This window comes from Marinobacter sp. DY40_1A1 (genome assembly GCF_016597815.1).
Taxonomy (GTDB): domain Bacteria; phylum Pseudomonadota; class Gammaproteobacteria; order Pseudomonadales; family Oleiphilaceae; genus Marinobacter; species Marinobacter xiaoshiensis.
The window spans coordinates 569,444-595,013 of the sequence record NZ_VCHA01000001.1 but is presented as its reverse complement, the minus strand read 5'-3'; the positions used below and the strand labels follow the sequence as shown (position 1 = coordinate 595,013).

The window sequence follows — 25,570 nt, the reverse complement described above, 5'->3', positions numbered from 1 at the left end:
GTGGTCTCTCGATCACCGTGGCGCGCATACTACGGAGCCGAAGCCGGTCTGTCAAAGACTATTCCGACTTTCGGGCAACTTATCGCTCCAGAATGGCCGTTACGCCCTGACCACCGGCTGCGCAGATTGAAATCAGCCCCCGGCCACTGCCTTTCTCTTCCAGAATCTTGGCGAGCGTAGCCACAATGCGTCCACCCGTGGCGGCAAATGGGTGGCCAGTGGCGAGGCTGCTGCCTTTCACGTTCAGTTTAGCGCGGTCGATGCTGCCCAGAGGCTTATCCAAGCCTAGCTTGTCTTTACAAAACGCAGGATCTTCCCACGCCTTGAGGGTTGAAAGAACCTGAGCGGCAAAGGCTTCGTGGATTTCGTAGAAGTCAAAATCCTGCAGCGTAATACCTGCTTTTTCTAGAAGCCGGGGCACGGCGTATGCCGGAGCCATCAGCAAGCCTTCTTTTTTGTCCACAAAGTCAACGGCGGCCACCTCAGAGAACGTCAGCCAGGCCTTTACTTCAAAGTTGTTGGCTTTCGCCCACTCCTCGCTGGCCAGAAGCACGCAGGAAGCGCCGTCCGTTAAAGCCGTGCTATTCGCAGCGGTCAGGGTGCCATTCTCGCGATCGAATGCCGGCTTAAGAGTTGCCAGCTTTTCCAGCGTGGTGTCCGGGCGCAGGATATTGTCTCTCTCAAGACCCGCAAGCGGCGTCATCAGATCATCAAAGAAGCCTTCTTCATAGGCTTTGAGCAGCTTCTGATGACTTTCCCATGCCAGCAAATCCTGCTCATCCCTTGGGATTGACCATTCATGAGCCGTAACCTGGGCGTGGGCACCCATGGACATGCCTGTGCGGGGCTCGCCATTTTGCGGGATATCCGGCTTCAGGTGGCTGGGGCGTATGCGGCTGAGAATCTTCAACCTGTCACCGTTAGTCTTGGCACGGTTCAGGTCCAGCAGAATTTCCCGCAGGCCTTCACTTACACCAATAGGCGCATCAGAGGTTGTATCGGTACCACCTGCAATACCACACTCAATCTGGCCGAGAGCGATTTTGTTAGCCACAAGAATGGCCGATTCCAAACCTGTGCCACAGGCCTGTTGAATATCATAAGCCGGTGTTTCCGGTGCAAGCCCACAGCTAAGTGTCGCTTCCCGGGTCAGGTTGAAGTCCCGGGAGTGCTTCATAACAGCACCTGCTACAACCTCACCAAGGCGCTTGCCCTGAAGGTCGAAGCGGTCCACCAGACCGCGCAGGGCAGACGTCAACAGCTCCTGATTGCTGATCTTGCTGTAAACAGTGTTAGAGCGAGCAAAAGGAACCCGGTTGCCGCCAAGAATCGCGACGCGACGAACGCCGTTCGCGCCCTTTTCTGCGGCTTTAGCCGCTGCTGGTTTCTTCTGGTTGGACTTTTGAGCCTGTGCCATGATGCTATCCTTTCGTTAATTTAGTTCCGGAGTAAGAGGGCATGAAGAAGGAGCCTTCCAAAACCGTGCGGAGCCAGGGATGGCGGAGCCGAGCGAACACGGACGTATTCACAGCGTGTTTTGGAAGGCTCCTTCTTCATGCCCCTACACTCAAGATAAGCAATATAGGAACGCCAGTTTAGCGCTAACTGCAGCTGTCTCATTGGCAGGCATGACAATGCCGTACAAGCGTTGAGTCAATCACATGGCTGGCGGATTCATTACTCTGTGCATCAACATGCTCCACACATCTCACCAACGCAAGGACGAAGCCATGTCTGACATCTATCTCAAACTCGTAAACACACCCGTAGGCAAAACTGCCGCACAAACCCTTGGCCTGCCATCACCTGTGCCACTGAAGCGCCTCAAGCGCGCAGATCAGCCGTTTATTGAAGGTGACGTGCTGGTTGGCGCAGGCAACGGCGGCAAAGCCATAGCGGTCATTGGCGGCGTGCTGGGTGCCAGTGCAGCCACACTGCACCATGCCAGCGGCAAAGTGTCACTGGAAGATTCATCCAAAGCTGGCAATAAAGCCAAGGCTCTGGATCTGGCTTCAGAAAACACAACAAAATTCTCGGCACTGGTATTCGACGCCACTGGCCTGAAAGGTCCTGACGACCTTCGCGCTCTTTACGATTTTTTCCACCCCACCATCAAAAAGCTTGCCGCCAATGCACGGGTTGTTGTCATAGGCCAAGACCCTGCAACTTGCCGCAAAGCACCTCAGGCTGCAGCACAGCAAGCCCTGGAAGGCTTCACTCGCGCCGTAGGTAAAGAAATCGGCAAGAAAGGCGCCACCGCCAACTTGCTCTGGATTGCACCCAATGCCGAAAAGCAACTGGAATCCAGCCTGCGATTCTTCCTGTCTGCACGGTCCGCGTATGTTTCTGGTCAGGTAGTTCGTATCGGCAAAACCACCGGCACGCCCACTACAAACCCGGTTGCGCCACTGGCCGGCAAAGTTGCACTGGTAACGGGCGCTTCAAGGGGTATTGGCGCATCTATTGCACAGACCCTGTCCCGGGATGGCGCCACGGTGATCGGGCTGGACATTGAGCCCGCGATGGAAGAGCTCGAAAAAGTTACCAACGCCATCAAGGGCAAAGCTCTGGCCTGCGACATCACCGCGGCAGATGCTCCGGCAAAAATCGCAAACTTTATTGAGAAGCACTTTGGTGGCGTAGATCTGGTTATTCACAACGCCGGCATCACCCGTGACAAGACTCTGGGGAATATGCCTGAACACTTCTGGGACATGACCATCGACGTTAACCTGACAGCTGAAGAACATATCAACGACGAACTCATGGGCCGCGACCTGCTTAAAGAAAATGGCCGTATTGTTTGCATCTCGTCTATCAGCGGCATTGCAGGGAACTTTGGGCAGACAAACTATTCAGCTGCGAAATCCGGCGTGATTGGCTATGTGGAGGCCATGGCAAAGCAGGTAAAGAACGGGGTCACCATCAACGTGGTCGCTCCTGGGTTCATTGAAACCCAGATGACAGCCGCCATGCCTATGACCCTGCGCGAAGCCGGTCGGCGCATGAACAGCCTTTCTCAAGGCGGTCAGCCTGTCGACGTAGCTGAAACCATTGCCTGGTACTGCAGCCCTGCATCTGGTGGTGTGAACGGGAACGTTGTTCGGGTGTGCGGTCAATCACTGATCGGGAAGTAAAAAAAAGGGCAAGTCCATTGGACTTGCCCTTTTTAGTATCTGGTGGGTGGTACTGGGATCGAACCAGTGACCCTCGCCTTGTAAGGGCGATGCTCTCCCAGCTGAGCTAACCACCCAGAAAGAGTGGCGGAGCGGACGGGACTCGAACCCGCGACCCCCGGCGTGACAGGCCGGTATTCTAACCAACTGAACTACCGCTCCGCATTGATCCGGCATTAAGCCTGAATCGTGTACCGAACTCAAGAGCCCGATACTTGCCTTGAAAGAAAGTGGTGGGTGGTACTGGGATCGAACCAGTGACCCTCGCCTTGTAAGGGCGATGCTCTCCCAGCTGAGCTAACCACCCACTTCAGTCACCTTTCAAAGGCACTCACTTGAATTTGATGATATTGCCTGCGAACAGACTTCATTGCTCAACCAAGTGAGAGGCGCATTTTAAGCATTTGTTCGGCGGTGTCAAATCTTTTTCCGGAAACCCTAGAAAAACCACCAACCACTGGAATTTTCCTCCTTACGACGTTTGCGCTCCAACTCCAGTTGGGCGTACTCCTGCTCCAACTGCTCCATCTTCTGGTCTGACTCCAACGGAACCGATGGTGCACCACCAAACGGCCAGTACCAGGGCGCTGGCTTATAAAGCCCTTCACGCTCCAGCCGCTCCAACTCCAGCTCACGCTCTTCTTCCAAAAGCGCCATGCGCCGCTCGTAGTCGGCATCTTCATTGTCTTCCACAATAGATGCTGCCGCGTGGTTAGGCGCCAGCAAATCACTATTCAGGAAACGAGTCGAGACTATTTCCCCCTCCTGCATCGCGTATTCCCGTGTAACCAGGCGAAGGTCACCCTGGGCAAGTGGGTGCTCAGGATCCAGTTCGGGATGGGCCTGCGTGGGCTCAGAGAGTTCGTTGTACCGCAAATAATAAATACCGCCCGGCTCGACAGTAAATGTGGCATCGGCAATCAGGCTAAGACTGAACGAGTTTAGCCCCTCCAGCCCCAGTAGCGGCCTGCGCATGGCAACATGGCGCTCACCGGGGCTGACCACCAGCCAGGTATAGCTATCGTTTCGGATATTAAAATAGTGTGAATCGTCAACGTAAACACTGGGGGCTTCAATTTCATCGTCGGCCCATTCGGAGTGAGTACGATAAAAATACAATACGGCGTGCTTGCGATCCCAGTCGTCGTTATCAATATGCACGAAATCATGGCCAGACACCGGGTGCAAAAACGACCCGGTGCTTTTCCCGATAGACTGGTAAATAGTGCACCCGGATACAGACAACATCGATGCAATTAACAGCACATGGAAGGAAAACGAACGCAGATTGAACGGCTCAAGAAAAGACACAGGGGTTTTCATTTTTGTTAACTCTTCATCCTTTGGTGAGTTGCCCGATCATAGCAACTGCCACGCGGTATAAATGAGAGGTACCGCAAGAGATGGATAACAAAATGTTACGAAAGTGGGCGCCCACTACCAGTGCGGCGCCACTCGGGTATATTCCAGATTAGCTACTACTGGCCGGACACCTGGCTACGAAGCTGATTAACCTCTTCTGACAACCTTACAAGCCGCGACGTAAGTTGCGCACGGGACGAATCAATCGCCTGCACATCCCTCTTGATCGCCGCCAACTCATTCCTGAGGGCCTGCTCACCGTCTTTACTGGAAAGCCCGGCCAACTTCTTCTCAAGGACAGACAAGCGCCCTTCTATGCCGCTGATCCCAAGCTTCTGCTCCTGCTCAAAACGCCGTACCCGCTGCTCAACAACCTGGTCAACATCCGCCAACTGCTTAGACAGCGTGGTCAACTGCTCTGTTGCCTGACGATTTGCAGCCTCCAACACGGCCAGGGACGTTTCTGTTTGCTTCGCTAACGCGGCCACATCAGCACCAAGCGACACCCGAACCTTCTCAACCGTAGCGCTCGTATCGGCCAATGCTTTCTGGTTTTCAGTAAGCCTGGTTTCTACCGCAGCAATCCGGTTTTGATGATCTTCCAACTGCTTTTTGTTTCGCTCGTTTGCGATAACCCAAAGCTTCCGTATTTCACTATCCGCTGCATCCAACTGCTTCTTCTGGGCCTCCAGATTCTCAGCCAAAGACGCGCCGCTCTCTGCCAGAGTCTCTCCTGTCTCTGAAAGATCTCCCTCAAACCGCGCCAACGCCAACTTACTCTGCCGCGCCCAGTAGTCTGCCTCTTCCAACTGCGCCTCCAAAACCTGAAGCCGCTGATTCTGGGAATACCATCCCGCCACAGATGCAACAGCCACCGCAATCACCAATAGCCATAAAACAGCCAACCCAGACCGACCGCTACCGCCGCCATTACTGGCGCTCCTGGCTTGCTTCGGTGGCTTGGGATTACCCCCTGCGCTTTTGCTTCCACTCTTACCAACACTCTCGCCTGAAGATTTCGGCTTCTTCTGGGCAGGCGCTTTTTTTTCCGGCGTGCCGATAGGTCGTTCAGCTCTGAGCTCATCGTCATCTGGACGGATGGGTTCCATTACTACTCCTGGGTATGGGCGATTCATTTAACTGGCCCTGATAATACATGCACCTGCCAAAGGGTTGAAATGAAGAAACCAAAAGGTATGAGTTATACGTTCCCACGCCAGGGATCGGGGTACGGTAGGGGCTTCTTTTCCAGGAATGTCGTAGGCCATGGACGGCCGGAGACAAGCGCACAGGGACGTGCTTGTAGCGGTTCCTGGAAAAGAAGCCCCTGCCGTACCATGCACCCAAAGACCTTCCTTGCATGGCAGATAGCCAAAACATACAATGTCCGGCTTTCCAATTATCACAGGACAGTTGCGTATGCAGCCGCTTGTAGGTCTTATCATGGGCTCCAAATCCGACTGGCCCACCATGGAACACGCCGCCAACATGCTCGAAAAACTCGGCGTAGCCTATGAAACCAAAGTCGTCTCAGCCCACCGCACCCCGGATCTCCTTTTCGACTACGCGAAAAGCGCCTCCGACCGCGGCCTGAAAGTCATCATTGCGGGCGCCGGCGGCGCAGCTCACCTGCCCGGCATGGTCGCATCGCAGACCTCTTTACCCGTACTGGGCGTGCCCGTTCAGTCCAAAGCACTCAGCGGCCTTGATTCGCTACTCTCCATCGTGCAAATGCCAGGCGGCATTGCTGTAGGCACCCTGGCCATCGGCAACGCCGGTGCCACCAATGCCGGTTTACTGGCCGCACAAATTATTGGCACCTTTGATGCCGATGTGAGAAAAACGGTAGACGAGTTCCGGGCAACACAGACCCAAACAATCCTGGACAACCCTGATCCGCAAGATCAGTGAGCCCACTGACCAGTTCAGATTGCGCGGCTGGGGCAAGGCTTTCCAAAACTGTGCAGGAGCGTGCGGGCAGGACTTTCCAAAACACGCTGTGAATACATCCATGTACGCTTGGCTCCGCCATCCATGGCTCCGCACAGTTTTGGAAAGCCCTGCCCGCCCACTCCCCCAAACTTTGATCAATGCCCGACAGCGGCAGGAGAACACAAATGAGAATTGGTGTATTAGGTGCCGGCCAACTGGGAAGAATGCTTGCCCTCGCCGGATATCCGCTGGCCAAAACCTTTGTTTTCTATGACATGTCCGGCAGCCCCAGCGCTGGTTTGGGTGAAGTTATCATTGATCGCGAAGGCAAATACCTAGACGACTTTCTCTCACGGGTAGATCGCGTAACCTACGAATTTGAACACCTTCCGGTCGAGGTCGCAGAAGCACTGGCAAAAGAAAAGCCAGTCCACCCCTGCCCCCGCGCCCTCCAGATTTGCCAGAATCGCGAAGCCGAAAAAACACTGTTCGGCGAGCTTGGCATCCCAACCCCCCAATGGAAAATTGCCGACAGCGCTGAATCCCTGAAAGCCGCTGCGGAAAGTCTGGGTTGCCCGGTTGTTGCCAAATCCAACACCGAAGGATATGACGGCAAAGGCCAGGCCGTTCTGAAAAGCCCGGAAGATGCAGAAGCCGCTTGGGAAAGCATCGGGCACCCACGGCTGATGGTCGAAAAATTTGTAGAGTTCAGCCGCGAAGTTTCTATCATTGCTGTGCGCGGTGAGGATGGCCAGCTGGCCTTCTACCCGATTTCAGAAAACGTTCACCACGAAGGGATCTTGCGCTACGCCATCGCCCCCGCACCGAAACTGGAAAAACACGTTCAGGAAGATGCCGAGCGGTATATAAAGGCATTGTTGAACGAGCTGGGGTACGTAGGTGTACTTACCCTGGAACTGTTTGAAACAGCCAACGGGCTGGTGGCCAATGAGATGGCACCCCGGGTTCACAACTCAGGGCACTGGACTATTGAAGGCGCAATGACCAGCCAGTTTGAGAACCACATCCGGGCCGTAAGCGGGCACCCACTAGGCAGCGTTGAGCCCCGAGGCCTAAGCTGCATGATTAACATCATCGGAGAACACGGAGATGTTGAACGTCTGCTGGAACTCCCTTACGCTCATGTGCATCTTTACAACAAAGGTGAGCGGCCCGGGCGCAAGCTAGGCCACGTTAATGTTCTTGCGGACAGTTATGAAGAGCTGGTTTGGCGGGTCAGAAACTGCGTGCAATTTCTGCCTGGCAGCCCTGAATTCAACAGCTCACTTATCAGCAACCGTAAAGAATGAATCGCCTTAGGGGTTGATATCGATCAAATCGACCCCATATAAGGTTCGAGACACACACCATAAACAGAGAGACCAGGGAGAACGACCTCATGGCATTTGAACTTCCAGCACTACCTTACGAAAAAAACGCACTGGAACCACACATCTCTGCTGAAACGCTCGAGTATCATTACGGCAAGCACCACAACACTTACGTAACCAACCTGAACGGTCTGGTTGAAGGTACGGACAACGCCAACAAATCACTCGAAGACATTATCAAAAGCGCCAGTGGCCCATTGTTCAACAACGCTGCACAAGTGTGGAACCACACTTTCTATTGGAACTGCCTGAGCCCGAACGGCGGCGGCGAACCCAAAGGTGCGGCAAAAGAAGCAATCGAAAAGGCGTTCGGCTCATTCGAGAACTTCAAAAAAGAATTTAATGACAATGCCGCCAAAAACTTCGGTTCTGGCTGGACATGGCTGGTCAAAAAAGCAGACGGCAGTGTTGCTATTGCCAACACCAGCAATGCGGAAACACCGCTGACCAGCGCAGACAAGCCAGTACTGACTGTTGACGTGTGGGAGCACGCATATTACATCGACTATCGCAACTCCCGCCCGAACTACCTGGCCGCGTTCTGGAATCTGATCAACTGGGATTTCGTGAACGAAAATCTGGCCTGATTACTCTGGCTGGATTTCAGGTTGCAGTCGGCAGTGACTGACTAAAAAACGCCCGCTTGCAGCGGGCGTTTTTTGTGGGAGAATCAGTCACACTTACAAATAAAAACGTCAGGATTCTGAAGTATTTGAAATAATCACCCATACTCTATGCAGTGTGGTTTAACCTGAACCATAATCCGCATTGTCGGCAAGGGTATAGACCCGTTTACCGACATTCCGCGGCTTTAAGTTTACGGGCGCCTGACGAACAATGCTAAAGACGGGTCTGAATGCAGAAATCCTTTGAGGTCGAAAACCGCCTTGGCTACCGCATCCTTCGGTGGATACTTGCCGTCGCGCTGGTTAGTGGTGTGATCGTAAGTGCCATACAAGTGGTACTGGATGCACAGCGCGTATCTGCTGACCTGGATAACCAGGCCCAGCAAACCATTGCCATGGTTAGAGATGCAGCCACACAAGCGGTGTTCAGTATCGATGCCGACTTGGCCAGCCAGGTCGTCGATGGCCTGTTTGCCCGGGAAGCGGTACTGCTAGCCCAGATTCTTCACACCAATGGGGAACCGCTTAGCAGCCGTGAACGGCCAAAAGCTGATAGTGCGTTCAACCCATTAATAAACGCGATCTTCGACTCCAGACGCCAGTTCACCACAGTACTTACCCGTAGCGGCGACCCTGGCACCGTGTACGGCCACTTTGTAGTTCACTACGATACTGTGCCCTCGGCCCATATGTGGCTGAGCCGTGCCATGATCACGTTCACTTCTGTAGTGGCTACCGCTGTTATTCTTGGCATGGTGCTGTACTTCGTTTTCTACATGCTTCTGACTCGCCCATTGTTGCGCATCGTAGACTCAGTTAAACAAGTGAACCCCGAACACCCGGACGACCGCCTGGTCGTTACACCAACCGGCCACGAGAAAGATGAGCTCGGGCTCTGGGTCAGTGCTACCAACACGCTGCTCATTGCCATTGGTGACAGCCAGAAGCGTCACCGTGAAGCCGAAGACAAGGTGAGCAGGCTTGCCCGCTACGACCAGCTTACCGGGCTACTGAGCCGGGACAGTTTTATGGAACTGTTAAAGGCCGACATTGAAGAATCCAAACACAACAACACATTATTATCTGTGATTGTTTGCGGCATCGACGACTTCAAATCCATCAACGATCAATGTGGCTTTCGCACTGGGGATTTCACCCTGCAAACTGTCGCAGACAGGTTGATAAGTACACTTAGCGGATCACGCTTTACCATCGCGCGTCTCGGTGGCGACCAGTTTGTCATCACCGAAAAGGGTCTGAAAGACGGCTTTCAAGCTGCAGATACCGCGGAAGCAATCCTCGCCACTGTCAGCGAAACCATGGGCCTCGAAGGCCAAAGCATCTCTATGACAGCAACCTTGGGCATTGCGCTTTATCCCTCCGATGCCATCCAGCCCGATCGGCTGCTGCAAAGTGCAGAACAAACCATGATACTGGCCAAACAGAAAGGCCGGGATCACTTTCAGTTTTACGTTGCCAGCATCGACCAGGAAATCCGCGACCGCAAACAGCTGGAGAAAGATTTGTCAGAGGCCTTGGCGCTTAACCAGCTGTACCTTGTTTATCAGCCCCAAGTGAACCTTGAAACCAAGCGAGTGATTGGGGCCGAAGCCCTCCTCCGCTGGGATCACCCTGTTCGCGGGCTGGTGCCACCGGATTACTTCATACCCGTCGCAGAAAACAACGGCTCTATTGTCGAAATTGGCCAGTGGGTCCTTGAACAGGCCTGCCTACAAGCCAGGTTGTGGGCAGACAAAGGCTTGCCTTTACGCATTGCCGTAAACCTGTCTGCGGTGCAGCTACGCCAGGATCGTATTGTTGATGATATTCTGGGCACCCTGAAGCGCCATGACATTCCCGCCGGCCGCCTGGAACTGGAAGTTACCGAAACCAGTTTTATGACCAACCTTGCAGATGCAGTAGCCAAGCTTCACACGCTTAACCGCGCTGGTATCAGCATTGCAGTAGACGACTTCGGAACCGGTTATTCGTCCCTTACCTATCTCAAGAAGATGCCGGTACAGCACCTCAAAATTGATAAGCAGTTCATTCGTGACCTGCTGGTTAATGAAGAAGATACCCGCATCACTAACACCATCATTGACCTGGGAAGAAGCCTCAACCTGACAGTTGTTGCAGAAGGTGTCGAAACGGCAGAGCAGGAGTACTACCTCACCCAGCGTGGCTGCAAGCTGGCGCAGGGTTATTTCTTCAGCAAGCCCTTGCGCCCTGCAGACTTTGAGGCTTTTGTGCAGGAATTTCACCAGAAAACCGTCGAAAATGACGCATGATTCATTACATCTGAGGAGTTGCCATGGGAACTACCATTATTGGCCTGATTGTTATTGCCGTTGCCGTAATTTATCTGGTTTCTATATATAACCGCCTGGTTTCCTTGCGCAACCAATTCAAAAACGCATTTGCGCAGATTGATGTGCAACTCCAGCGCAGGCACGATCTGATTCCCAACCTGGTAGAAGCAGCCAAAGCCTACCTCGTGCATGAAAAATCAACGCTCACCCAGGTGATGGAAGCAAGAAACAATGCGGTAAGCGCCCAGAAAGATGCTGCCAGAGATCCCGGTGATGGCACCAAAATCCAACGCCTTGGCGGTGCTGAGAACCTGCTCACCAAAGCACTGGCGAATTTTTACGCCGTAGCCGAAAACTACCCGGACCTGAAAGCCAACGAGACCATTCAGCAGTTGATGGAAGAGCTTTCCAGCACAGAAAACCGGGTGTCCTTCGCCCGCCAGGCCTATAACGATGGTGTAATGAGCTACAACATCTTCCGCGAGCAATTCCCCAACAACGTAATTGCCGGCATGTTCGCCTTCAAGGAAACCTCCCAGCTTGAGCTTGAGTCTCCTGAGGCCCGCCAGGTTCCCAAAGTAGCCTTCTGAGTCTCTGAACCATGGCTCATCCCGGTTTTTTCCAGCGCCAGGCAAGTGCCCGGCGCAATACCAGTCTGCTGGTGTTCCTGTTTCTGACAGCAGTAATACTGATTACCCTGGCTGTGTGTCTGGTAGGTTATTTCGTAACCCGCAGTGAGACCTCGGGCCAACCCTTTCACCACTGGCTGCTTTCCAGCCACGGCATGATTACCGCTTCAGCAGTGGTGCTTCTCATATGCGTGGGGTCCCTCGTGCGGTGGGTAGATCTTGCCGGTGGTGGAAGCCGCGTTGCCAAAATGGTTGGTGCACGGCCTATCGACCCGGATACCCGCGACAGCGACGAGCGAAAGCTACGCAATATTGTAGAAGAAATGGCCATTGCCAGCGGGGTGCCTGTGCCCGAACTCTACATTATGGACAACGAGACAGGCATCAACGCCTTTGTAGCAGGCTACACCCCCGGTTCCGCCGTCATGGTAGTAACTCACGGATCTATCACACAACTAACCAGAGATGAGCTCCAGGGCGTTGTGGGACACGAATTCAGCCACATTTTTAACGGTGACATGCGCCTGAACGTTCGCCTTATCGCTTTGCTGTCCGGCATCTTGATGATTGGGCAAATCGGCGGCTTCCTGCTTCGTTCATCGTTCTATAGCGGCGGACGAACCACAGGCCGTAACCGGGATGGCCGGGCCCAGGCGGCCATGGGCATTATCGGCATAGCCCTGTTTGTCATCGGCTATGTGGGCGTATTTTTTGGCCGCCTTATTCAGGCCGCAGTGTCGCGCCAGCGGGAAACCCTTGCAGATGCATCATCTGTGCAGTTCACCCGCAATCCGGACGGGATTGGCGGGGCTCTTTTCAAGATCGGGCTTCGAGGCAGTTACCTGGATACCACTGGCCACGCCAGTGACATGAACCACATGTGCTTTGGCGAAGCTACGCGCATGAAGTTCTCCTCTTTGCTTGCCTCTCACCCGCCTATCGACCAACGCATACACGCAATTCAGCCGGGGCTTATGGCCCGGCTCAAAAGCCGCCTGCGCGATACGGAATCAGGCGATGACCTGCGCTCCGCAACCACGAGCCAGCAGCCAGCTGGCGCATCCGGTTTTGCCAGCGCCGCTACAGACCTTTATGGCACTGCCTCCGGCAGACGAACATCCCTGTCGGGCTCTGCAATTGCCACTCACACGCCTACTCCGGCGGCCAGCATGCAAAAACTGTCAGAGAGAGTCGGCACCATCAGCCCGGAAGGGGAAGACTTTGCGGTCAAACTGCTGCAACGCTTGCCCTCAACCTTTCGCGGTTTGCTTTATACCCGGGCGGGCGCTATTCAGCTCTGTTATGCCCTGCTTATCAGTGACCTGAACCAGAAAGAACAGTCTGAACGCCTTGCCCTGCTTCCTGATAACTCACTGTTTGGCCCACAGCCTGAACTGCTCGCAAAACTCGTTCCGACGCTCCAGAAAATCGGTGAAGCAATTCGCTTTCCGGCCCTGGAACTCGCAATGCCAGCTCTGAGAAAACTGGACCCTGAAGAGCGTGCCGAGTTGATCCGGTGTGTGAGGATGCAGGTAAAGGCAGATAATCGGGTCACCCTGTTCGAGCTGGCTCTTACCAGCTTTCTCTCCCGCCATCTCGGGGTGGATTCAGCTCGGGTAATCCCGGTGCGTTACCGCAGCTACAAGGCCGTCATGCCCGCACTGCAAAGACTTCTGAGTCTTATGGCCCGGGCTGGATCAGACAGTACACAGGAGGAAGTTAACGCCTTGTATCTTGAGGCTATGGCCGGATTTGCCAACAACGGGGATTCGGAGTACCCAATACTTGCCAAGGTAAGCATGCGCGATTTGCAGGAAGCACTCAAAGCTCTTAACGGGCTCTCAGCGCTATTAAAGCCCGCAATTATTGACGCCTGTGGCCACTGCATCACCTATGACGGGGTGATTGAACCGAGAGAGTACGAACTCATGAGGCTTGTGGCGGATCAGATGGACTGCCCGATGCCGCCAATGGTGGTGTAAGGAGAAGCCGGTTTACCGAAGAACCCGCTCCTCCTGATTGAACAGAATATCCACACTCGGGCTAGCGTTAATTTCTGGCAAGCCAAGCTTGTTGCGAATATCGAGGTTTACCTTCCAGAGTTTATTGAACTTCTCCGATGTAGCCTCAACAGCCTCAGCCTTGCCAAGCATGATCTTGGGCCGCAAGAACACCAGCAGATTGCGCTTTACCCGGCGCTCAGACTCTGATGAAAACAGCCTGCCGAGGTAAGGAATATCGCCAAGGAAAGGCACCTTACTTTTGTTAACCAGATAGTCATCGCGGGTAAGACCACCCAGCACAATGGTTTCACCATCATCCGCCAGCACAGTTGTCTTGATCTCGCGCTTGTTGGTTACAATGTCTGATGCATCTTCAATACTGTCGGCAACGCTTTCCGTTGTCTGCTCCACCACAAGTCGCACAAGGCCATCAGCACTGATGGTTGGTGTTACCCTTAGGGTGAGGCCTATATCCCTGCGTTCAATGGTGGTAAACGGGTTGGTAGTGCCATCACCCGTCACCGTAGACTGGCCCGTGCGGAAAGGAACGTTCTGGCCCACAATAATTTCCGATTCCTGGTTATCCAGGGTAATGATGCTCGGTGTCGAGAGCAGGTTGGCCGCTGCAGAGGTGGAGAGCGCCTGCAAAAGAACACCCCAGCTCACACCGTTTTCATTTCTCTGGCCAGCACCAACGGTAACACCTCCTACCGCCGGTGTAATGACAGACTCCGTCAGTATGGCGCTGAGCACATCCCCCAGGCTTCGACCCACGTTGCCAAAGTTTGTGCCCATTACCGGAGTCGAGCCCCGGGACTCATCACCCACCGCTAGCTGAACGCCTAGGTCCTGGCCCAGCTCATCACTAATCTCCACAATCGCGGCCTCAATCATCACCTGAGCACGACGTACATCCAGTGCTGCGACAATCTCTTCCGCTTCTTGCATCAACGAAGGCTCACCACGAACCACCAGTGCGTTGAGGCCCTCATCAGCAAATACCGCAAAGCTGCCTTGGGGCTTGCTGCTGGCACCACCACCGGCCGCTCCTCCTGAGCCCTCTTTGGATAGCTCACCCATCACACCTTTCAGCAGTTCCGTAAGGCTTTTTGCGTCAGCATGTTTAAGGCGAATAACCTTGGTTGCTCCGCCGCTGGCGGAGGGCTGGTCCAACTGCGAAATCAAACCACGCATTTTGCTCCGGAAAGATTCATCACCCCTGAGAATCAAGCGATTACTGCGCTCATCAGCGGTAACACTGTATTTTCTTGCGGCGCTGTCATTACCTGCCCGACCCAACTCGTCTGGCGCCAACTCCTGCAAAAGAGTCACCATATCCCCAACCCAGGCTTCCTTGAGCTTGATAACCTCCACCTCGTACTTGGAGGGGCTATCCAACTCCCGAACAATCTGTTCCATACGCTGAATGTTGGATGCGTGGTCACTGATAATCAGAGCATTGGCTGCCGCGACACCAGCCAGATGGCCATACTTTGCCACCAGTGGCCGGAGAATAGGTACCAGTTCCAGCGCACTGGCATTATCAATCTGGATAACACGGGTAATAAGCTGTTCGGAGGGAATATTTGAGAATCGACCGAGAACTTCAGCGGATTGCTTGGCATCTACCTGCTGCACAACCTTGATGACTTCTTCACCGGGAATGGCCGTGAAGCCGTGCACGTTCAACACTGCAAGGAACAGATCGTATATTTGTTCCTTGTTCATGGGCGCGCTGGAAAGAACCGTCACCTTGCCCTTCACCCGCGGATCCACCACAAAACTGTACCCGGTTATATCGGCCACCTGAGTAACAAAAGCGCGGATATCCGCGTCTTTAAGGTTCAACCTCCATGTTTCATCCTGGCCGTGCGCCACCGACATCAGGGGAAGTAATATAAGCAGAGCCAAGGCCCGCAAAAAATTGGTCTTGTAGTTATACATCTGGCGATTTCGTCCTGTATCGATGAACCCGGTCAGCGCCACTGCTCAGGTATGGCATAACTGATGTTGAGAATAGACCCGTCACGTTCAATTTCTATATCCAGACTGGCTTGGCCACGCCAGCTTTCCAGCAGCGAACGATCCTGCTGCACATCACCCAGGCGCTGCCCGTTGATAGCAGTAATCACATCGCCCGCTTTGAGATTCACTGCGTTCAACATTGCGTTGGAGCCATCATACACGTAGCCCGCGCCACCAGACTCATCCACTGGCTTAAGTCCGTATGGAGTCAGCGCTGCCGCGCCTGCACTGTCCAGCTGCTGCTTTGCGTTCTCAAGAAATGCTTCCGGTGATGATTCTGCAGGTACCTGTGCCACCTCTGCAACCATTGTGGAAACATCATCTTCCTCAAACGTGAGCGACTCGTACCGCCCGCCACGGCGAATCAGGATTCGACCCGGTTCCACCTCAGCCAGCTCTGCATTGCCCGGCAGCATATCGCCCACACGGTACCACGCGGTTTCACCGTTACTCCCGGCCACTATAGCACCCGAGTCTTCCAGGCGCTGCCCTACCAGAACGCCTTCAAGCCTGAGCCTCAAACCGGTTTCCGGTGCCGAGCGTTTAACCGCTTCAGCTACCTCGCCTGGAGTTTCAGCCCGACCAAAAAACTCATAACCGGCCATTGAGAAACCACCTGACCGAGCAAAAGCCTGGGCACCAGATGAACTGCCTGCAGGCATAGCCACAACTGGCTTATCCTGCCACGCAAACAGCCAGGTAACATTTGCCATGGCAACACCCATATAAACTACCAGCCACACAAGCAGCAGGTTAGCCAGCGTTTGGGCAATTCGGCGCTGGGTGTCCGGAGCCGGCATTGCAACCATCAACGCGCCCCCGGCAACAGCGGCTGCCTGACACGAAACACAATATCATCGGGGCTGGCTGAGTCTGGCCAGGGCTGGCCAGCGAGATCTATCATGCGTTTGTAGACTCGCAACTCCATCATCCCGCTCCAGAGAATACTGGCATCCGCCGCCGGGCCACTCCCCGCCTGCTCCGCGATCACCAAGGCCACACCACCACTAGTCGTATCCATAGTAGCCTGCATGGGCGGGAACTTTGCCTGCCCGGTTTGATCACCCATGGGCCAGCTTACGCTACCGCCAGCCCACCGTCCGAGACCATCCGCACGAATAATGCGGTCATCCGCCCATTCAAGAACCAGGCGATCAATACTCACATCGCCCTCAATCATTGCGCCGCCGCTGCGCTGAATCAATTCTTCGAACTCAGCAACTGCAATAGTGCCTCGCGCATTCAGCCGGGCATTTGCGGGCCATCCTATGGCTATATCACCCGAAACCTCAGATTGCAGTGACGCCACAGAAATCCGTACTGGCTGCTCCAACCGGGTAACAGACGGCCATCCCAGCTGCCACTCAACACGCAAGGGGAAACCGGCAACAGCTAACCTGGCTGCGCCATCCCACACCCGACCCGATACCTGCAGCACTTGCACCTGAGCCGGCAATAAAACATGGGGCGACGCCTTGTGCCATACCCAACCGGCAGGAACAAAAACAATCAGTGCACCGAGATAAACGAAAAGCCCAAGCAACACAAGCAGTACAAGTTTGCCGGGGCGGAGAAAAGATTTGGATTCAGCGTCACTCATTCGGTTGCACACAGACAGTTGACCGGTTGCCGAGTCTAACAAACGCTCTGTTCAAGTTCATGACAAAAAAACAAAAACCCCGCACCAGTGTGAACCGGCGCGGGGTTTTGAAAGGCAGATCAGGCCACGTCTTTATATTTGAGACGCAGTCGGAATCAGCAAGTTATGACCGGCATTACATCATGCCGCCCATACCTCCCATTCCACCCATTCCGCCCATGTCTGGCATACCGCCGCCAGCTTTACCGTCATCCGGCTCATCTGCAACCATCGCCTCGGTGGTGATAATTAGAGAAGCTATGGATGCCGCAGCCTGCAGCGCAGAGCGGGTTACTTTGGCAGGATCCAGGATACCCATTTCCAGCATGTCGCCGTACTCTTCAGTAGCAGCGTTGTAGCCAAAGGAGCCTTTACCTTCGCGAACCTTGCCAACCACTACAGAAGACTCACCGCCAGCGTTGGAAACGATCTGACGCAGAGGCGCTTCCATGGCACGGCGCAGGATGTTCACACCGGCTTTTTGCTCTTCGTTGATGGCATCAACATTATCCAGCGCAGCAATAGCGCGGATCAGAGTTACACCGCCACCCGGTACAATGCCTTCTTCAACCGCGGCACGGGTAGAGTGAAGGGCGTCTTCAACGCGAGCCTTCTTCTCTTTCATTTCCACTTCAGAACCAGCGCCCACCTTGATGACGGCTACACCGCCAGCCAGCTTGGCCACACGCTCCTGAAGCTTCTCTTTGTCGTAGTCTGAAGAGCTGTCTTCAATCTGCTTACGCACCTGCTCCACACGGGCTTCGATATCAGCCTGTGCACCAGCACCGTCAATGATGGTGGTATTTTCTTTGGTCAGGTTTACGCGCTTGGCTGTGCCGAGATCATCAAGAGTGGTGTTCTCAAGGCTCAGGCCAACTTCTTCAGAAATCACAGTACCACCGGTCAGAATGGCGATATCCTGCAGCATTTCCTTACGACGATCACCAAAGCCAGGCGCTTTAACAGCGGCGACTTTAACAATGCCACGCATGTTGTTCACAACCAGAGTTGCCAGGGCTTCGCCTTCGATGTCTTCAGCGATGATCATCAGCGGCTTGCCTGCTTTGGCAACAGCTTCCAGCACCGGGAGCAGCTCACGGATGTTGGAAATCTTCTTGTCGACCAACAGCATGTACGGGTCGTCCAGTTCAACAGACATGTTGTCCTGGTTGTTGATGAAGTACGGAGACAGGAAGCCGCGATCGAACTGCATGCCTTCTACTACGTCCAGCTCATCATCCAGGCCACGGCCTTCTTCAACCGTAATAACGCCTTCTTTGCCAACTTTTTCCATAGCGTCAGCAATCAGCTGACCAATGGTCTCATCGCCGTTAGCAGAGATGGTGCCTACCTGTGCAATGCTGCGGCTGTCGTCGCAGGGCTTGGCCATTTCACTAATAGCCATTACCGCTTGTGCAGTAGCCTTGTCGATGCCGCGCTTCAGATCCATCGGGTTCATGCCGGCGGTAACAGACTTAACGCCTTCATTAACGATGGCCTGAGCCAGAACCGTTGCGGTAGTAGTACCGTCACCAGCTGTTTCGTTAGCCTGGGAAGCAACTTCCTTCACCATTTGGGCGCCCATGTTTTCGAACTTGTCTTTCAGTTCGATCTCTTTGGCAACCGATACGCCGTCTTTAGTGATAACAGGAGCGCCGAAGGACTTCTCCAGAACCACGTTACGACCCTTGGGACCCAGAGTTACCCGAACCGCGTCTGCAAGGACGTTGACGCCTGCAACCATGCGCTTACGGGCGCTATCACCGAATTTAACTTCTTTTGCTGACATGTGTTCTATTCCTGTTCGTTAAACCGAATTCGTTGAATCAATCGAGTTAGTGACTGTTCGTGCGAATTGCTTCAGCGATCACTCAAGCACGCCGTAAATGTCGCTTTCGCTCATGATGAGCAGCTCTTCACCGTCGATCTTTACGGTGTTGCCGGCGTATTGGCCAAAAACCACGGTGTCACCCGCTTTGACTGCCAGCGCACGAGTCTCGCCATTTTCCAGAATGCGACCATTACCCACGGCAATTACCTCACCCTGAGACGGCTTTTCTTTTGCATTACCCGGCAGCACAATGCCGCCTGCAGTTTTCTCTTCTTCTTCTTTACGGCGTACAACGACACGATCGTGTAGCGGACGAATCTTCATTGCTCGGTTTCTCCAATTAGTCAGATTTATGTGGCAATGACATTTGCTGTTGATGGCCGGATTGCAGATGCAACCCGACAAAATTGCCCGGCTTGTAACCTGCTGTTTTCCAGCAAGTATCAGCCTGCGGCTAACTTGTGATTCCTATGTGGGGCTGGTGTGGGGGTTTTCAACACCTGCCCGGATAAATTTTTCACTTTTTATCGAGGCGGTCATGGTTGGTTTCGGTCTCATCAGAGTATTCCCCTTCAATAATGTCGCGGTTATTGTCGCGGTCGAAGGGGCGTTGCCGTCCGAAGGGATTGCCGGAGTCACCAAAGGGGTCCTGACCGAATGGGTTCTGCCCACCGCCAGCGCGAAAATAAAACCCACCACTTGTATTGGTCGCCACCATACGCTTCAGGGCTTGAGCGGCGAGCCAGTGCCTGCTGAATGGCAGAAGGCATAAAAAGCCGACCGCATCGGTTATAAACCCCGGGGTGAGTAAAAGTACGCCGCCAACCGCCAAAATCAATCCCTCGGCCACTTCTTTAGCCGGCAACTCACCGCTGTTCAGGCGCTGATTGGCCTTTAACAGAGTTGCCAGCCCTTGCTGCCGAAGCAGCCAGGCGCCAACTACGGCAGTAAGCAATACGAAACCGATGGTATTGAACACACCAATAACGCTGCCAACCTGAATAAGTACCGCCATTTCAGCGATCGGCATGACAATAAAAATAAACAAAAATATAGGCATCAGGCTCTCGTGTTGCGGGTTTGGGTATTCCAAGGTCTGGTATACTCGCAGCCCTTTTGATTACATCTGTTATCTATATTTAGGGCGAAACATGAAACTTCAAGATTCCGTTATAGCAATTACCGGCGGCGGCCAGGGCCTTGGCCGTGCAATGGCAGAATATCTGGCAGCCAAAGGTGCGAAACTGGCACTGATTGACCTTGCCCAGGATAAACTGGAAGAAGCAGCAGCCGCCTGCAAAGCGGCAGGCTCTGAAGCAAAAATCTATTTGTGCAACGTAGCCAAAGAAGACGAAGTAGAAGCAACCTTTGCAGCCATTGCAAAAGACTTCGGCCAACTGAACGGCCTTGTTAACAACGCTGGCATATTGAGAGATGGCCTGCTGTTGAAAACCAAAGATGGCGAGATTACCAAGCGCATGGAGCTATCCCAGTGGCAATCGGTTATCGACGTTAATCTTACAGGTGTTTTCCTGTGTGGCCGTGAAGCCGCCACACAGATGATCCAGACTGGCAGCAAAGGCGCCATCATCAACATCGCCTCCATTTCCCGCGCCGGCAACATGGGGCAAAGCAATTACTCTGCAGCCAAAGCCGGCGTGTCTGCGCTGGTACCAGTATGGGCTAAAGAACTCGCCCGCCACGGCATTCGCTGCATGGGTATTGCACCTGGCTTCATCGAAACAGAAATGACCGCCTCCATGAAACCGGAAGCACTGGAGAAAATGACCGCAGGTATCCCACTGAAGCGTATGGGGAAGCCGGAAGAAATTGCCTCAACGGCAGCATTCATCTTTGAAAACGACTATTTGTCTGGCCGTATGATCGAAGTGGATGGTGCTCTGAGGCTGTAACCTGACCCAGTCAAAACCGGCGCAATAAGAGCGAGGCTTGTTCTGGCTCTTATTGCCACCGAAACCTGCGCATAGCCACTCGGCCATTCACCACTTCCACGCCCTCGGCCTCCAGCCGACTGACCTGCTCCCGGTAGATTTCCGAGCCTTCGGGGAAAGCAATTTGCCCATTACTGCGGATAACACGATACCAGGGCACTGAATGGCCTTGGGGGAGTTTGCCAAGTGCGCGGCCAATATAGCGTGCCTGGCGCCCAAGGCCGGCCATTTCCGCTACTTGCCCATAGCTTGCAACCTTCCCGGCCGGTATTGCCATAACAACTTGCCAGATTTTCTGGTCTTTTCCAGGTTCCATGGGCTTACCCGCTTGCCGTGTGGGCGGTTTCCGGGCCGTCGTCACCCGAATGGTCGGGCGCCAGGGCATCCAGCCTCTCACCCTGCCGAATCAGAAACATAGCCAGAAGAATGGCGGGAATGCCCATCAAACCGGCTATAAGAAAGAACTCCGCATAACCATAGCCCGCCACAACCATCCCCGAGAATCCGCCCAGGAATTTTCCGGGGAGGGTCATCAAAGAGCTGAACAGCGCATACTGCGTAGCGGTGAACGACGCACTTGTCATACTGGAAAGCCAGGCAATCAACGCCACATTGGCAATACCACCGCTGAGATTATCGGCACTCACCACAACCGCCAGGGTTGCCAGATTGGGCGGATACTGCGCCAGAAACACGAACAAAAGATTCGTACTGGCCGTGAGTATGGCCCCCGCCAGCAGAATTTTTCTCGTACCATAACGCACAACCAGAACACCACCAGCCAGAGACCCTGCAATGGTCATAAAAAATCCGAAAATTTTCGTGACATCTGCAACCTGGGTTTTGCTGAAGCCCATAAAATTCAAATAGAAGGGGTTGGCCATCACACCCATGGCAATATCGGAAATACGGTACACCGCCACCATCAACAGAATCGCAATGGAAAGCTCTTTATAACGGCGAAAGAAATCCAAAAAAGGCCCCGCCACAGCAGCATAAAACCAACCAGCGAAACGGGCTATTCGAGGGCTGAGGTGAGTTCGCTTTGCCGCTTCCTGCTCAATCTTGTGGGCAATATCCTGGGCGGCTGAGAAGTGATTCACCGCCGGCTCCTTCACAATCAACACCGTTATGGCCCCCACCCCCACCAACGCAGCCATAACCTCATAGGACACCTGCCAAGACCAGAACTCCGCAAGATACAGAGCCCCAGCGCCTGCCACTAAAAGCGCCAGCCGATACCCGAAAATATAGGTTGCTGCCAGCGCCGCCTGCAACCGCTCTTCGGCGATCTCAATGCGGTAGGCATCGATGGCTACATCCTGGGTGGCAGAGGAAAACGCCACCAACAAGCCGCACAATGCCATGGTTTCCGGAACCGCAATGGCATCCACATGGGCCATCAGGTACAAGCCCGTGGCGATACCAGCTTGCGCGAACAGTATCCAGCTCCGGCGCTTGCCCAGCAACCTGTCCAGCACCGGCAGTTTCAGCCGATCCACAACCGGCGCCCAAAATACCTTGATGGAATAGGTAATCCCTAGCCAACTGAAAAAGCCAATAGTGGCCGTTTCTACACCCACATCGGCAAGCCGGGCGTTCAACGTAGAGAAAACCAGCAAAAACGGCAACCCGGCCGAAAAGCCGAGAAATAGCAGGGCAATGACCTGCCAGCGCGTATAGGTGTGTAGCGTGTCCCGGATCAAATCCAGACGGGTGCCGGTTGAAATGGTGGAGCCTCCGAATCAGTCGCGGAAATTATTGAACTGCAGGGGTACGTCTAATTCGGTCTCACGCAGCAGGGCTATCGCGGTTTGCAGATCGTCCCGCTTCTTGCCGGTTACCCGCACTTTGTCACCCTGAATGCTGGATTGCACTTTCAACTTGGCCTCTTTGATCAGCTTCACGATCTTTTTTGCCATATCGGTTTCAAGGCCCTGTTTCAGCACAAAATGCTGCTTGATCAGTTTGCCGGATTTGCTTTCACCGTTCTCTGCAAGTGCACGACCATCAATATCGCGGCTGGCAAACGCCATGCGCAGAATGTCGATCAACTGCTCAAGCTGAAATTCCTGCTCAGCACTCACACTTACGCCCTTATCATCCATCTCGATATCCGCATCTACATTTTTAAAATCCCAGCGATTACCCAGATCTTTCTTGGCTTTGTCCACCGCATTGGTCACTTCGTGCATATCAATTTCAGAAACAATGTCAAAAGAAGGCATGATCGTTATTCTCCAGGAGCTGTAGCGAGTATACTCGTTGCTTGAAATTAAGGGCCAAGCATACCAAGCCCCGGAAATCCCCGCATCTGACAATGGACTGGTAAAAGTAGGTAACAATGCCGAATCTGGATCTCCCTATCCTCGTAGTAGACGACGCGAAATTCAGCAGTATGGTGGTTGGCCGAACTCTGCGAAATGCCGGATATCGCGACGTACGCATAGCCAACAATGCCCCTGCGGCCCTGAAGCTGATGGAACAGCGCGCGGTGAGTGTACTGATTGCCGACTGGTTAATGCCTGAAATGGACGGGTTGCAACTAACCGACAAGGTACGCCAGCTGGACGAACAAACCAATCACTACACCTATGTAATCCTCCTGACCGCCCGGGAAAGCGTTGAAGCCCTGGCGTTAGCGTTCGACCGGGGCGTGGATGACTTCATTTACAAATCCGACATGACCAAGCAACTGATCCCCCGGGTTTTTGCTGCAGACCGCATGGCGGATCGCCAGAACACGTTGCTGCGTGCCAATGCATTGCTCATCGATAACAATCGCGAACTGGAATCCAGCAATGTTATTGATTTGGAAACCGGGCTTTGCAACAACCGTTACGGGCGTGACCGCCTCACCAAAATGCTTCGGCACGCAGAATCCCGGGGTGGCACCTCAGCCTACGTGCTTTGCGGCATTCGCAACTGGCAGGATTTGAAGCGCAAACACCCGCCCACTGTAATGTCTGAACTGGCGGTTGGCATTGCGCGCAGGCTGAGCACGCTTATTCGCCCTATTGATGTTCTCTGCCGTGTAGGCGACAACCAGTTCGCCCTGATTGCCTATTTCCCGAACAGCGACCATTGCACCACCACAGCCTTTCGCCGGGTATTCGATGGCATTAACCACAAAGCCCTGAAAACAACGGCCGGGTATATTTCAGTTGAGGCCGGCATGGTGCTGTGCAAAGCCGATGCTCAAAACGGCACGCCTTCCATTCGGGATATGGAACAAGCGGCTGTACACGGCCTTGTAGATGCCTACGAAACAAGGCGCTTTACTGAAACTGTGCCGGAGATAGGTGCAAACGCCTGAGCCGGGAACAATATGTAACACTGAGACACACATCACGCACAGACACAGGCAAGCGAAAGCCCTATTCTGAGATTGTGGATTTAAGCAGTATCCCCCATGGCGGAGGAGCCGTGTTGTACCTCCGCCGTCAAATGGGAATCCACCGAATTAACGAATTTTTCAGGCACTTTCGTTTGTTCTCTCTCTTTAGGCCAGCTCTTTTGCTGGCCTTTTTGTTTTTTGCTCCCCGCAAACCATTCGTTTAAGTTGTTCAGCACAAGTTTCGTTATACTCCCCCGATAACACCTATAAACAACCGTGCTGTAATCGTGACAAACCCATCATGACAAACCTAGGAACTGCCTCCGTTGCTGCCCTGCGCCAGTATGTGCGCGCCGCCGAATCCATTGGTGCCGACACCTCTGCGCTGTTCACTAAAGCAGGCCTTGACCCCGCCATTCTGGGTTCTGACGATGGCCGGATAAACGGCGACCAGTTTCAGCACTTCATTCTTTTACTCTGCGAACTCACCAGCAACCCCATACTCGGGCTGGAAACCGGCGATTTTGTGCAGCCAGGCTCCTACAGCGTGCTGGGCTACATCACCATGAGTTGCGTAACCCTGGGGGAAGCAGTAGCCCGCATTGCGCCCTTTGAAAAGCTCGTAGGCGACATGGGCACAACCGCACTGGCCATGGATAAGGATTCCATAAAGCTCATTTGGAACTGCAACTACAACGACCCGGTTGTGCGACCACAGGTTATCGACAACGTGTTTGCCTCCTGGATCAACTACGCTCGGTGGCTAGCTGATGATGAGGCGGCTTCCCCCACCCATGTGCGCCTGATGCGACAATCACCCGGCAGTGAGCTCGAACAAGCCTACCTGAATCGTTGGAACTGCCCTGTGCAGTTTGGTGCTGACGTGGATTCCATCAGCCTCAAAAAGGAACTACTGGAAACCCGCCTGCGACAGCCAGACCCCATGCTACGAAAAACCCTGGAAGCCCACGCCCTCACCCAGCTCGCATCGCTGGATACAGACACCGACCTGACATCGCAGGTAAAGCACAGCATTCAGAAACAACTGATGCACGGCATAACCCGGCAAGACATGGTGGCGGAAGATTTAGGAATAACGAGCAGAACCCTGCAGCGAAAGCTAAGCCAGGAAGGGGTTTCTTATCAGAAGTTGCTGGATGAAGTTCGCCAGAAAATGGCGGAAGATTATTTGCTGAACAGTGACATGAGCATTCCGGATATCGCGTTAAGACTGGGGTACAGCGAAACTACTTCGTTTCACCGGAAATTCAAAGCGGTGGCGGGGAAGACGCCTGGCGAGTTTCGGCAATCGGAGCCTGCTAGCTGAGCGTAAACGCCCGTAGCCGGGACCACCT

The 25,570-nt window shown here is 53.8% G+C and carries 22 protein-coding genes and 3 tRNA genes; 10 read left to right on the top strand and 15 right to left on the bottom strand.

Annotated elements, in window-relative coordinates:
• Positions 1 to 79: 79 nt before the first annotated feature.
• Entirely contained in the window at positions 80 to 1,417 is a 1,338-nt protein-coding gene (locus tag FFI61_RS02740) for an acetyl-CoA C-acetyltransferase (RefSeq protein ID WP_200369186.1), read from the bottom strand.
• Positions 1,418 to 1,730: 313 nt separating this feature from the next.
• On the opposite strand from FFI61_RS02740, the gene FFI61_RS02735 reads away from it, so the two are divergent.
• Complete coding sequence (locus tag FFI61_RS02735) at positions 1,731 to 3,137, top strand: 3-oxoacyl-ACP reductase (RefSeq protein ID WP_200369185.1); 1,407 nt, start codon at positions 1,731 to 1,733, stop codon at positions 3,135 to 3,137.
• Positions 3,138 to 3,177: 40 nt separating this feature from the next.
• On the opposite strand, the gene FFI61_RS02730 is transcribed toward FFI61_RS02735, so the two are convergent.
• From FFI61_RS02730 to FFI61_RS02710, 5 genes are all read right to left on the bottom strand, one after another.
• Positions 3,178 to 3,253: transfer RNA gene (locus FFI61_RS02730), tRNA-Val, on the bottom strand.
• A gap of 8 nt (positions 3,254 to 3,261) precedes the next feature.
• Positions 3,262 to 3,338: transfer RNA gene (locus FFI61_RS02725), tRNA-Asp, on the bottom strand.
• A gap of 69 nt (positions 3,339 to 3,407) precedes the next feature.
• Positions 3,408 to 3,483, bottom strand: a tRNA-Val gene (locus tag FFI61_RS02720).
• Between the two features lie 131 nt (positions 3,484 to 3,614).
• Positions 3,615 to 4,424, bottom strand: a complete 810-nt coding sequence (locus FFI61_RS02715) for a DUF2846 domain-containing protein (RefSeq protein WP_310966016.1) — start codon at positions 4,422 to 4,424, stop codon at positions 3,615 to 3,617.
• Between the two features lie 230 nt (positions 4,425 to 4,654).
• Positions 4,655 to 5,647 carry a hypothetical protein gene (locus tag FFI61_RS02710; RefSeq protein WP_200369183.1) on the bottom strand — a complete coding sequence of 331 codons (993 nt, stop codon included), beginning with the start codon at positions 5,645 to 5,647 and terminating at the stop codon, positions 4,655 to 4,657.
• Between the two features lie 310 nt (positions 5,648 to 5,957).
• Here FFI61_RS02710 and purE point away from each other — a divergent pair, with 310 nt between their 5' ends.
• The 6 genes from purE to FFI61_RS02680 all read left to right on the top strand — a co-directional run bounded on the left by purE (position 5,958) and on the right by FFI61_RS02680 (position 13,410).
• Positions 5,958 to 6,449 carry a 5-(carboxyamino)imidazole ribonucleotide mutase gene (gene purE, locus FFI61_RS02705; RefSeq protein ID WP_200201192.1) on the top strand — a complete coding sequence of 164 codons (492 nt, stop codon included), beginning with the start codon at positions 5,958 to 5,960 and terminating at the stop codon, positions 6,447 to 6,449.
• Positions 6,450 to 6,655: 206 nt separating this feature from the next.
• A complete protein-coding gene (locus FFI61_RS02700; RefSeq protein WP_200201193.1) occupies positions 6,656 to 7,780 on the top strand; it encodes a 5-(carboxyamino)imidazole ribonucleotide synthase in 1,125 nt (374 codons plus the stop codon).
• An 89-nt stretch (positions 7,781 to 7,869) separates the two neighbouring features.
• Positions 7,870 to 8,448 carry a superoxide dismutase [Fe] gene (gene sodB / locus FFI61_RS02695; protein ID WP_200201194.1) on the top strand — a complete coding sequence of 193 codons (579 nt, stop codon included), beginning with the start codon at positions 7,870 to 7,872 and terminating at the stop codon, positions 8,446 to 8,448.
• A 269-nt stretch (positions 8,449 to 8,717) separates the two neighbouring features.
• Positions 8,718 to 10,778: a putative bifunctional diguanylate cyclase/phosphodiesterase gene (locus tag FFI61_RS02690; RefSeq protein WP_200369182.1), complete on the top strand. Its 2,061-nt coding sequence runs from the start codon at positions 8,718 to 8,720 to the stop codon at positions 10,776 to 10,778.
• Between the two features lie 23 nt (positions 10,779 to 10,801).
• On the top strand, positions 10,802 to 11,389 hold the full coding sequence (locus FFI61_RS02685; RefSeq protein WP_200201196.1) for a LemA family protein: 588 nt from the start codon (positions 10,802 to 10,804) through the stop codon (positions 11,387 to 11,389).
• Between the two features lie 11 nt (positions 11,390 to 11,400).
• Positions 11,401 to 13,410, top strand: coding sequence for a M48 family metalloprotease (locus tag FFI61_RS02680; protein WP_200369181.1), 2,010 nt, complete (start codon positions 11,401 to 11,403; stop codon positions 13,408 to 13,410).
• Positions 13,411 to 13,422: 12 nt separating this feature from the next.
• Here FFI61_RS02680 and gspD read toward each other — a convergent pair whose 3' ends face one another.
• The 6 genes from gspD to FFI61_RS02650 all read right to left on the bottom strand — a co-directional run bounded on the left by gspD (position 13,423) and on the right by FFI61_RS02650 (position 19,986).
• Positions 13,423 to 15,375, bottom strand: coding sequence for a type II secretion system secretin GspD (gene gspD / locus FFI61_RS02675; protein WP_200369180.1), 1,953 nt, complete (start codon positions 15,373 to 15,375; stop codon positions 13,423 to 13,425).
• Positions 15,376 to 15,407: 32 nt separating this feature from the next.
• The gene (locus FFI61_RS02670; protein WP_200369179.1) at positions 15,408 to 16,265 is read right to left on the bottom strand and encodes a type II secretion system protein N; all 858 of its coding nucleotides are present in this window, start codon (positions 16,263 to 16,265) and stop codon (positions 15,408 to 15,410) included.
• Positions 16,265 to 17,056 (bottom strand): type II secretion system protein N, encoded by a 792-nt coding sequence (gene gspN, locus FFI61_RS02665; RefSeq protein WP_200369178.1) that lies wholly within the window; start codon positions 17,054 to 17,056, stop codon positions 16,265 to 16,267. The genes FFI61_RS02670 and gspN overlap by 1 nt, the downstream gene beginning before the upstream one ends.
• Before the next feature lie 175 nt (positions 17,057 to 17,231).
• Positions 17,232 to 18,884 carry a chaperonin GroEL gene (groL, locus tag FFI61_RS02660; protein WP_200369177.1) on the bottom strand — a complete coding sequence of 551 codons (1,653 nt, stop codon included), beginning with the start codon at positions 18,882 to 18,884 and terminating at the stop codon, positions 17,232 to 17,234.
• A 78-nt stretch (positions 18,885 to 18,962) separates the two neighbouring features.
• A complete protein-coding gene (groES, locus tag FFI61_RS02655) occupies positions 18,963 to 19,250 on the bottom strand; it encodes a co-chaperone GroES (protein WP_100639400.1) in 288 nt (95 codons plus the stop codon).
• A gap of 193 nt (positions 19,251 to 19,443) precedes the next feature.
• Positions 19,444 to 19,986, bottom strand: a complete 543-nt coding sequence (locus FFI61_RS02650) for an FxsA family protein (protein WP_200369176.1) — start codon at positions 19,984 to 19,986, stop codon at positions 19,444 to 19,446.
• 91 nt (positions 19,987 to 20,077) lie between these two features.
• Between FFI61_RS02650 and FFI61_RS02645 the strand changes: the two genes are divergently transcribed.
• Positions 20,078 to 20,839 carry an SDR family oxidoreductase gene (locus tag FFI61_RS02645; protein ID WP_200201203.1) on the top strand — a complete coding sequence of 254 codons (762 nt, stop codon included), beginning with the start codon at positions 20,078 to 20,080 and terminating at the stop codon, positions 20,837 to 20,839.
• A 49-nt stretch (positions 20,840 to 20,888) separates the two neighbouring features.
• On the opposite strand, the gene FFI61_RS02640 is transcribed toward FFI61_RS02645, so the two are convergent.
• The 3 genes from FFI61_RS02640 to FFI61_RS02630 are packed head-to-tail and all read right to left on the bottom strand — an operon-like array spanning position 20,889 to position 23,106.
• Positions 20,889 to 21,194: an MGMT family protein gene (locus FFI61_RS02640; protein WP_200369175.1), complete on the bottom strand. Its 306-nt coding sequence runs from the start codon at positions 21,192 to 21,194 to the stop codon at positions 20,889 to 20,891.
• A gap of 4 nt (positions 21,195 to 21,198) precedes the next feature.
• Complete coding sequence (locus FFI61_RS02635; RefSeq protein WP_227714560.1) at positions 21,199 to 22,584, bottom strand: AmpG family muropeptide MFS transporter; 1,386 nt, start codon at positions 22,582 to 22,584, stop codon at positions 21,199 to 21,201.
• Positions 22,585 to 22,623: 39 nt separating this feature from the next.
• Entirely contained in the window at positions 22,624 to 23,106 is a 483-nt protein-coding gene (locus tag FFI61_RS02630) for a YajQ family cyclic di-GMP-binding protein (protein WP_200369174.1), read from the bottom strand.
• A 116-nt stretch (positions 23,107 to 23,222) separates the two neighbouring features.
• On the opposite strand from FFI61_RS02630, the gene FFI61_RS02625 reads away from it, so the two are divergent.
• Positions 23,223 to 24,194, top strand: a complete 972-nt coding sequence (locus FFI61_RS02625; RefSeq protein ID WP_200369173.1) for a response regulator — start codon at positions 23,223 to 23,225, stop codon at positions 24,192 to 24,194.
• A gap of 322 nt (positions 24,195 to 24,516) precedes the next feature.
• Complete coding sequence (locus tag FFI61_RS02620; protein ID WP_200369172.1) at positions 24,517 to 25,542, top strand: AraC family transcriptional regulator; 1,026 nt, start codon at positions 24,517 to 24,519, stop codon at positions 25,540 to 25,542.
• The last annotated feature ends 28 nt before the right edge of the window (positions 25,543 to 25,570 follow it).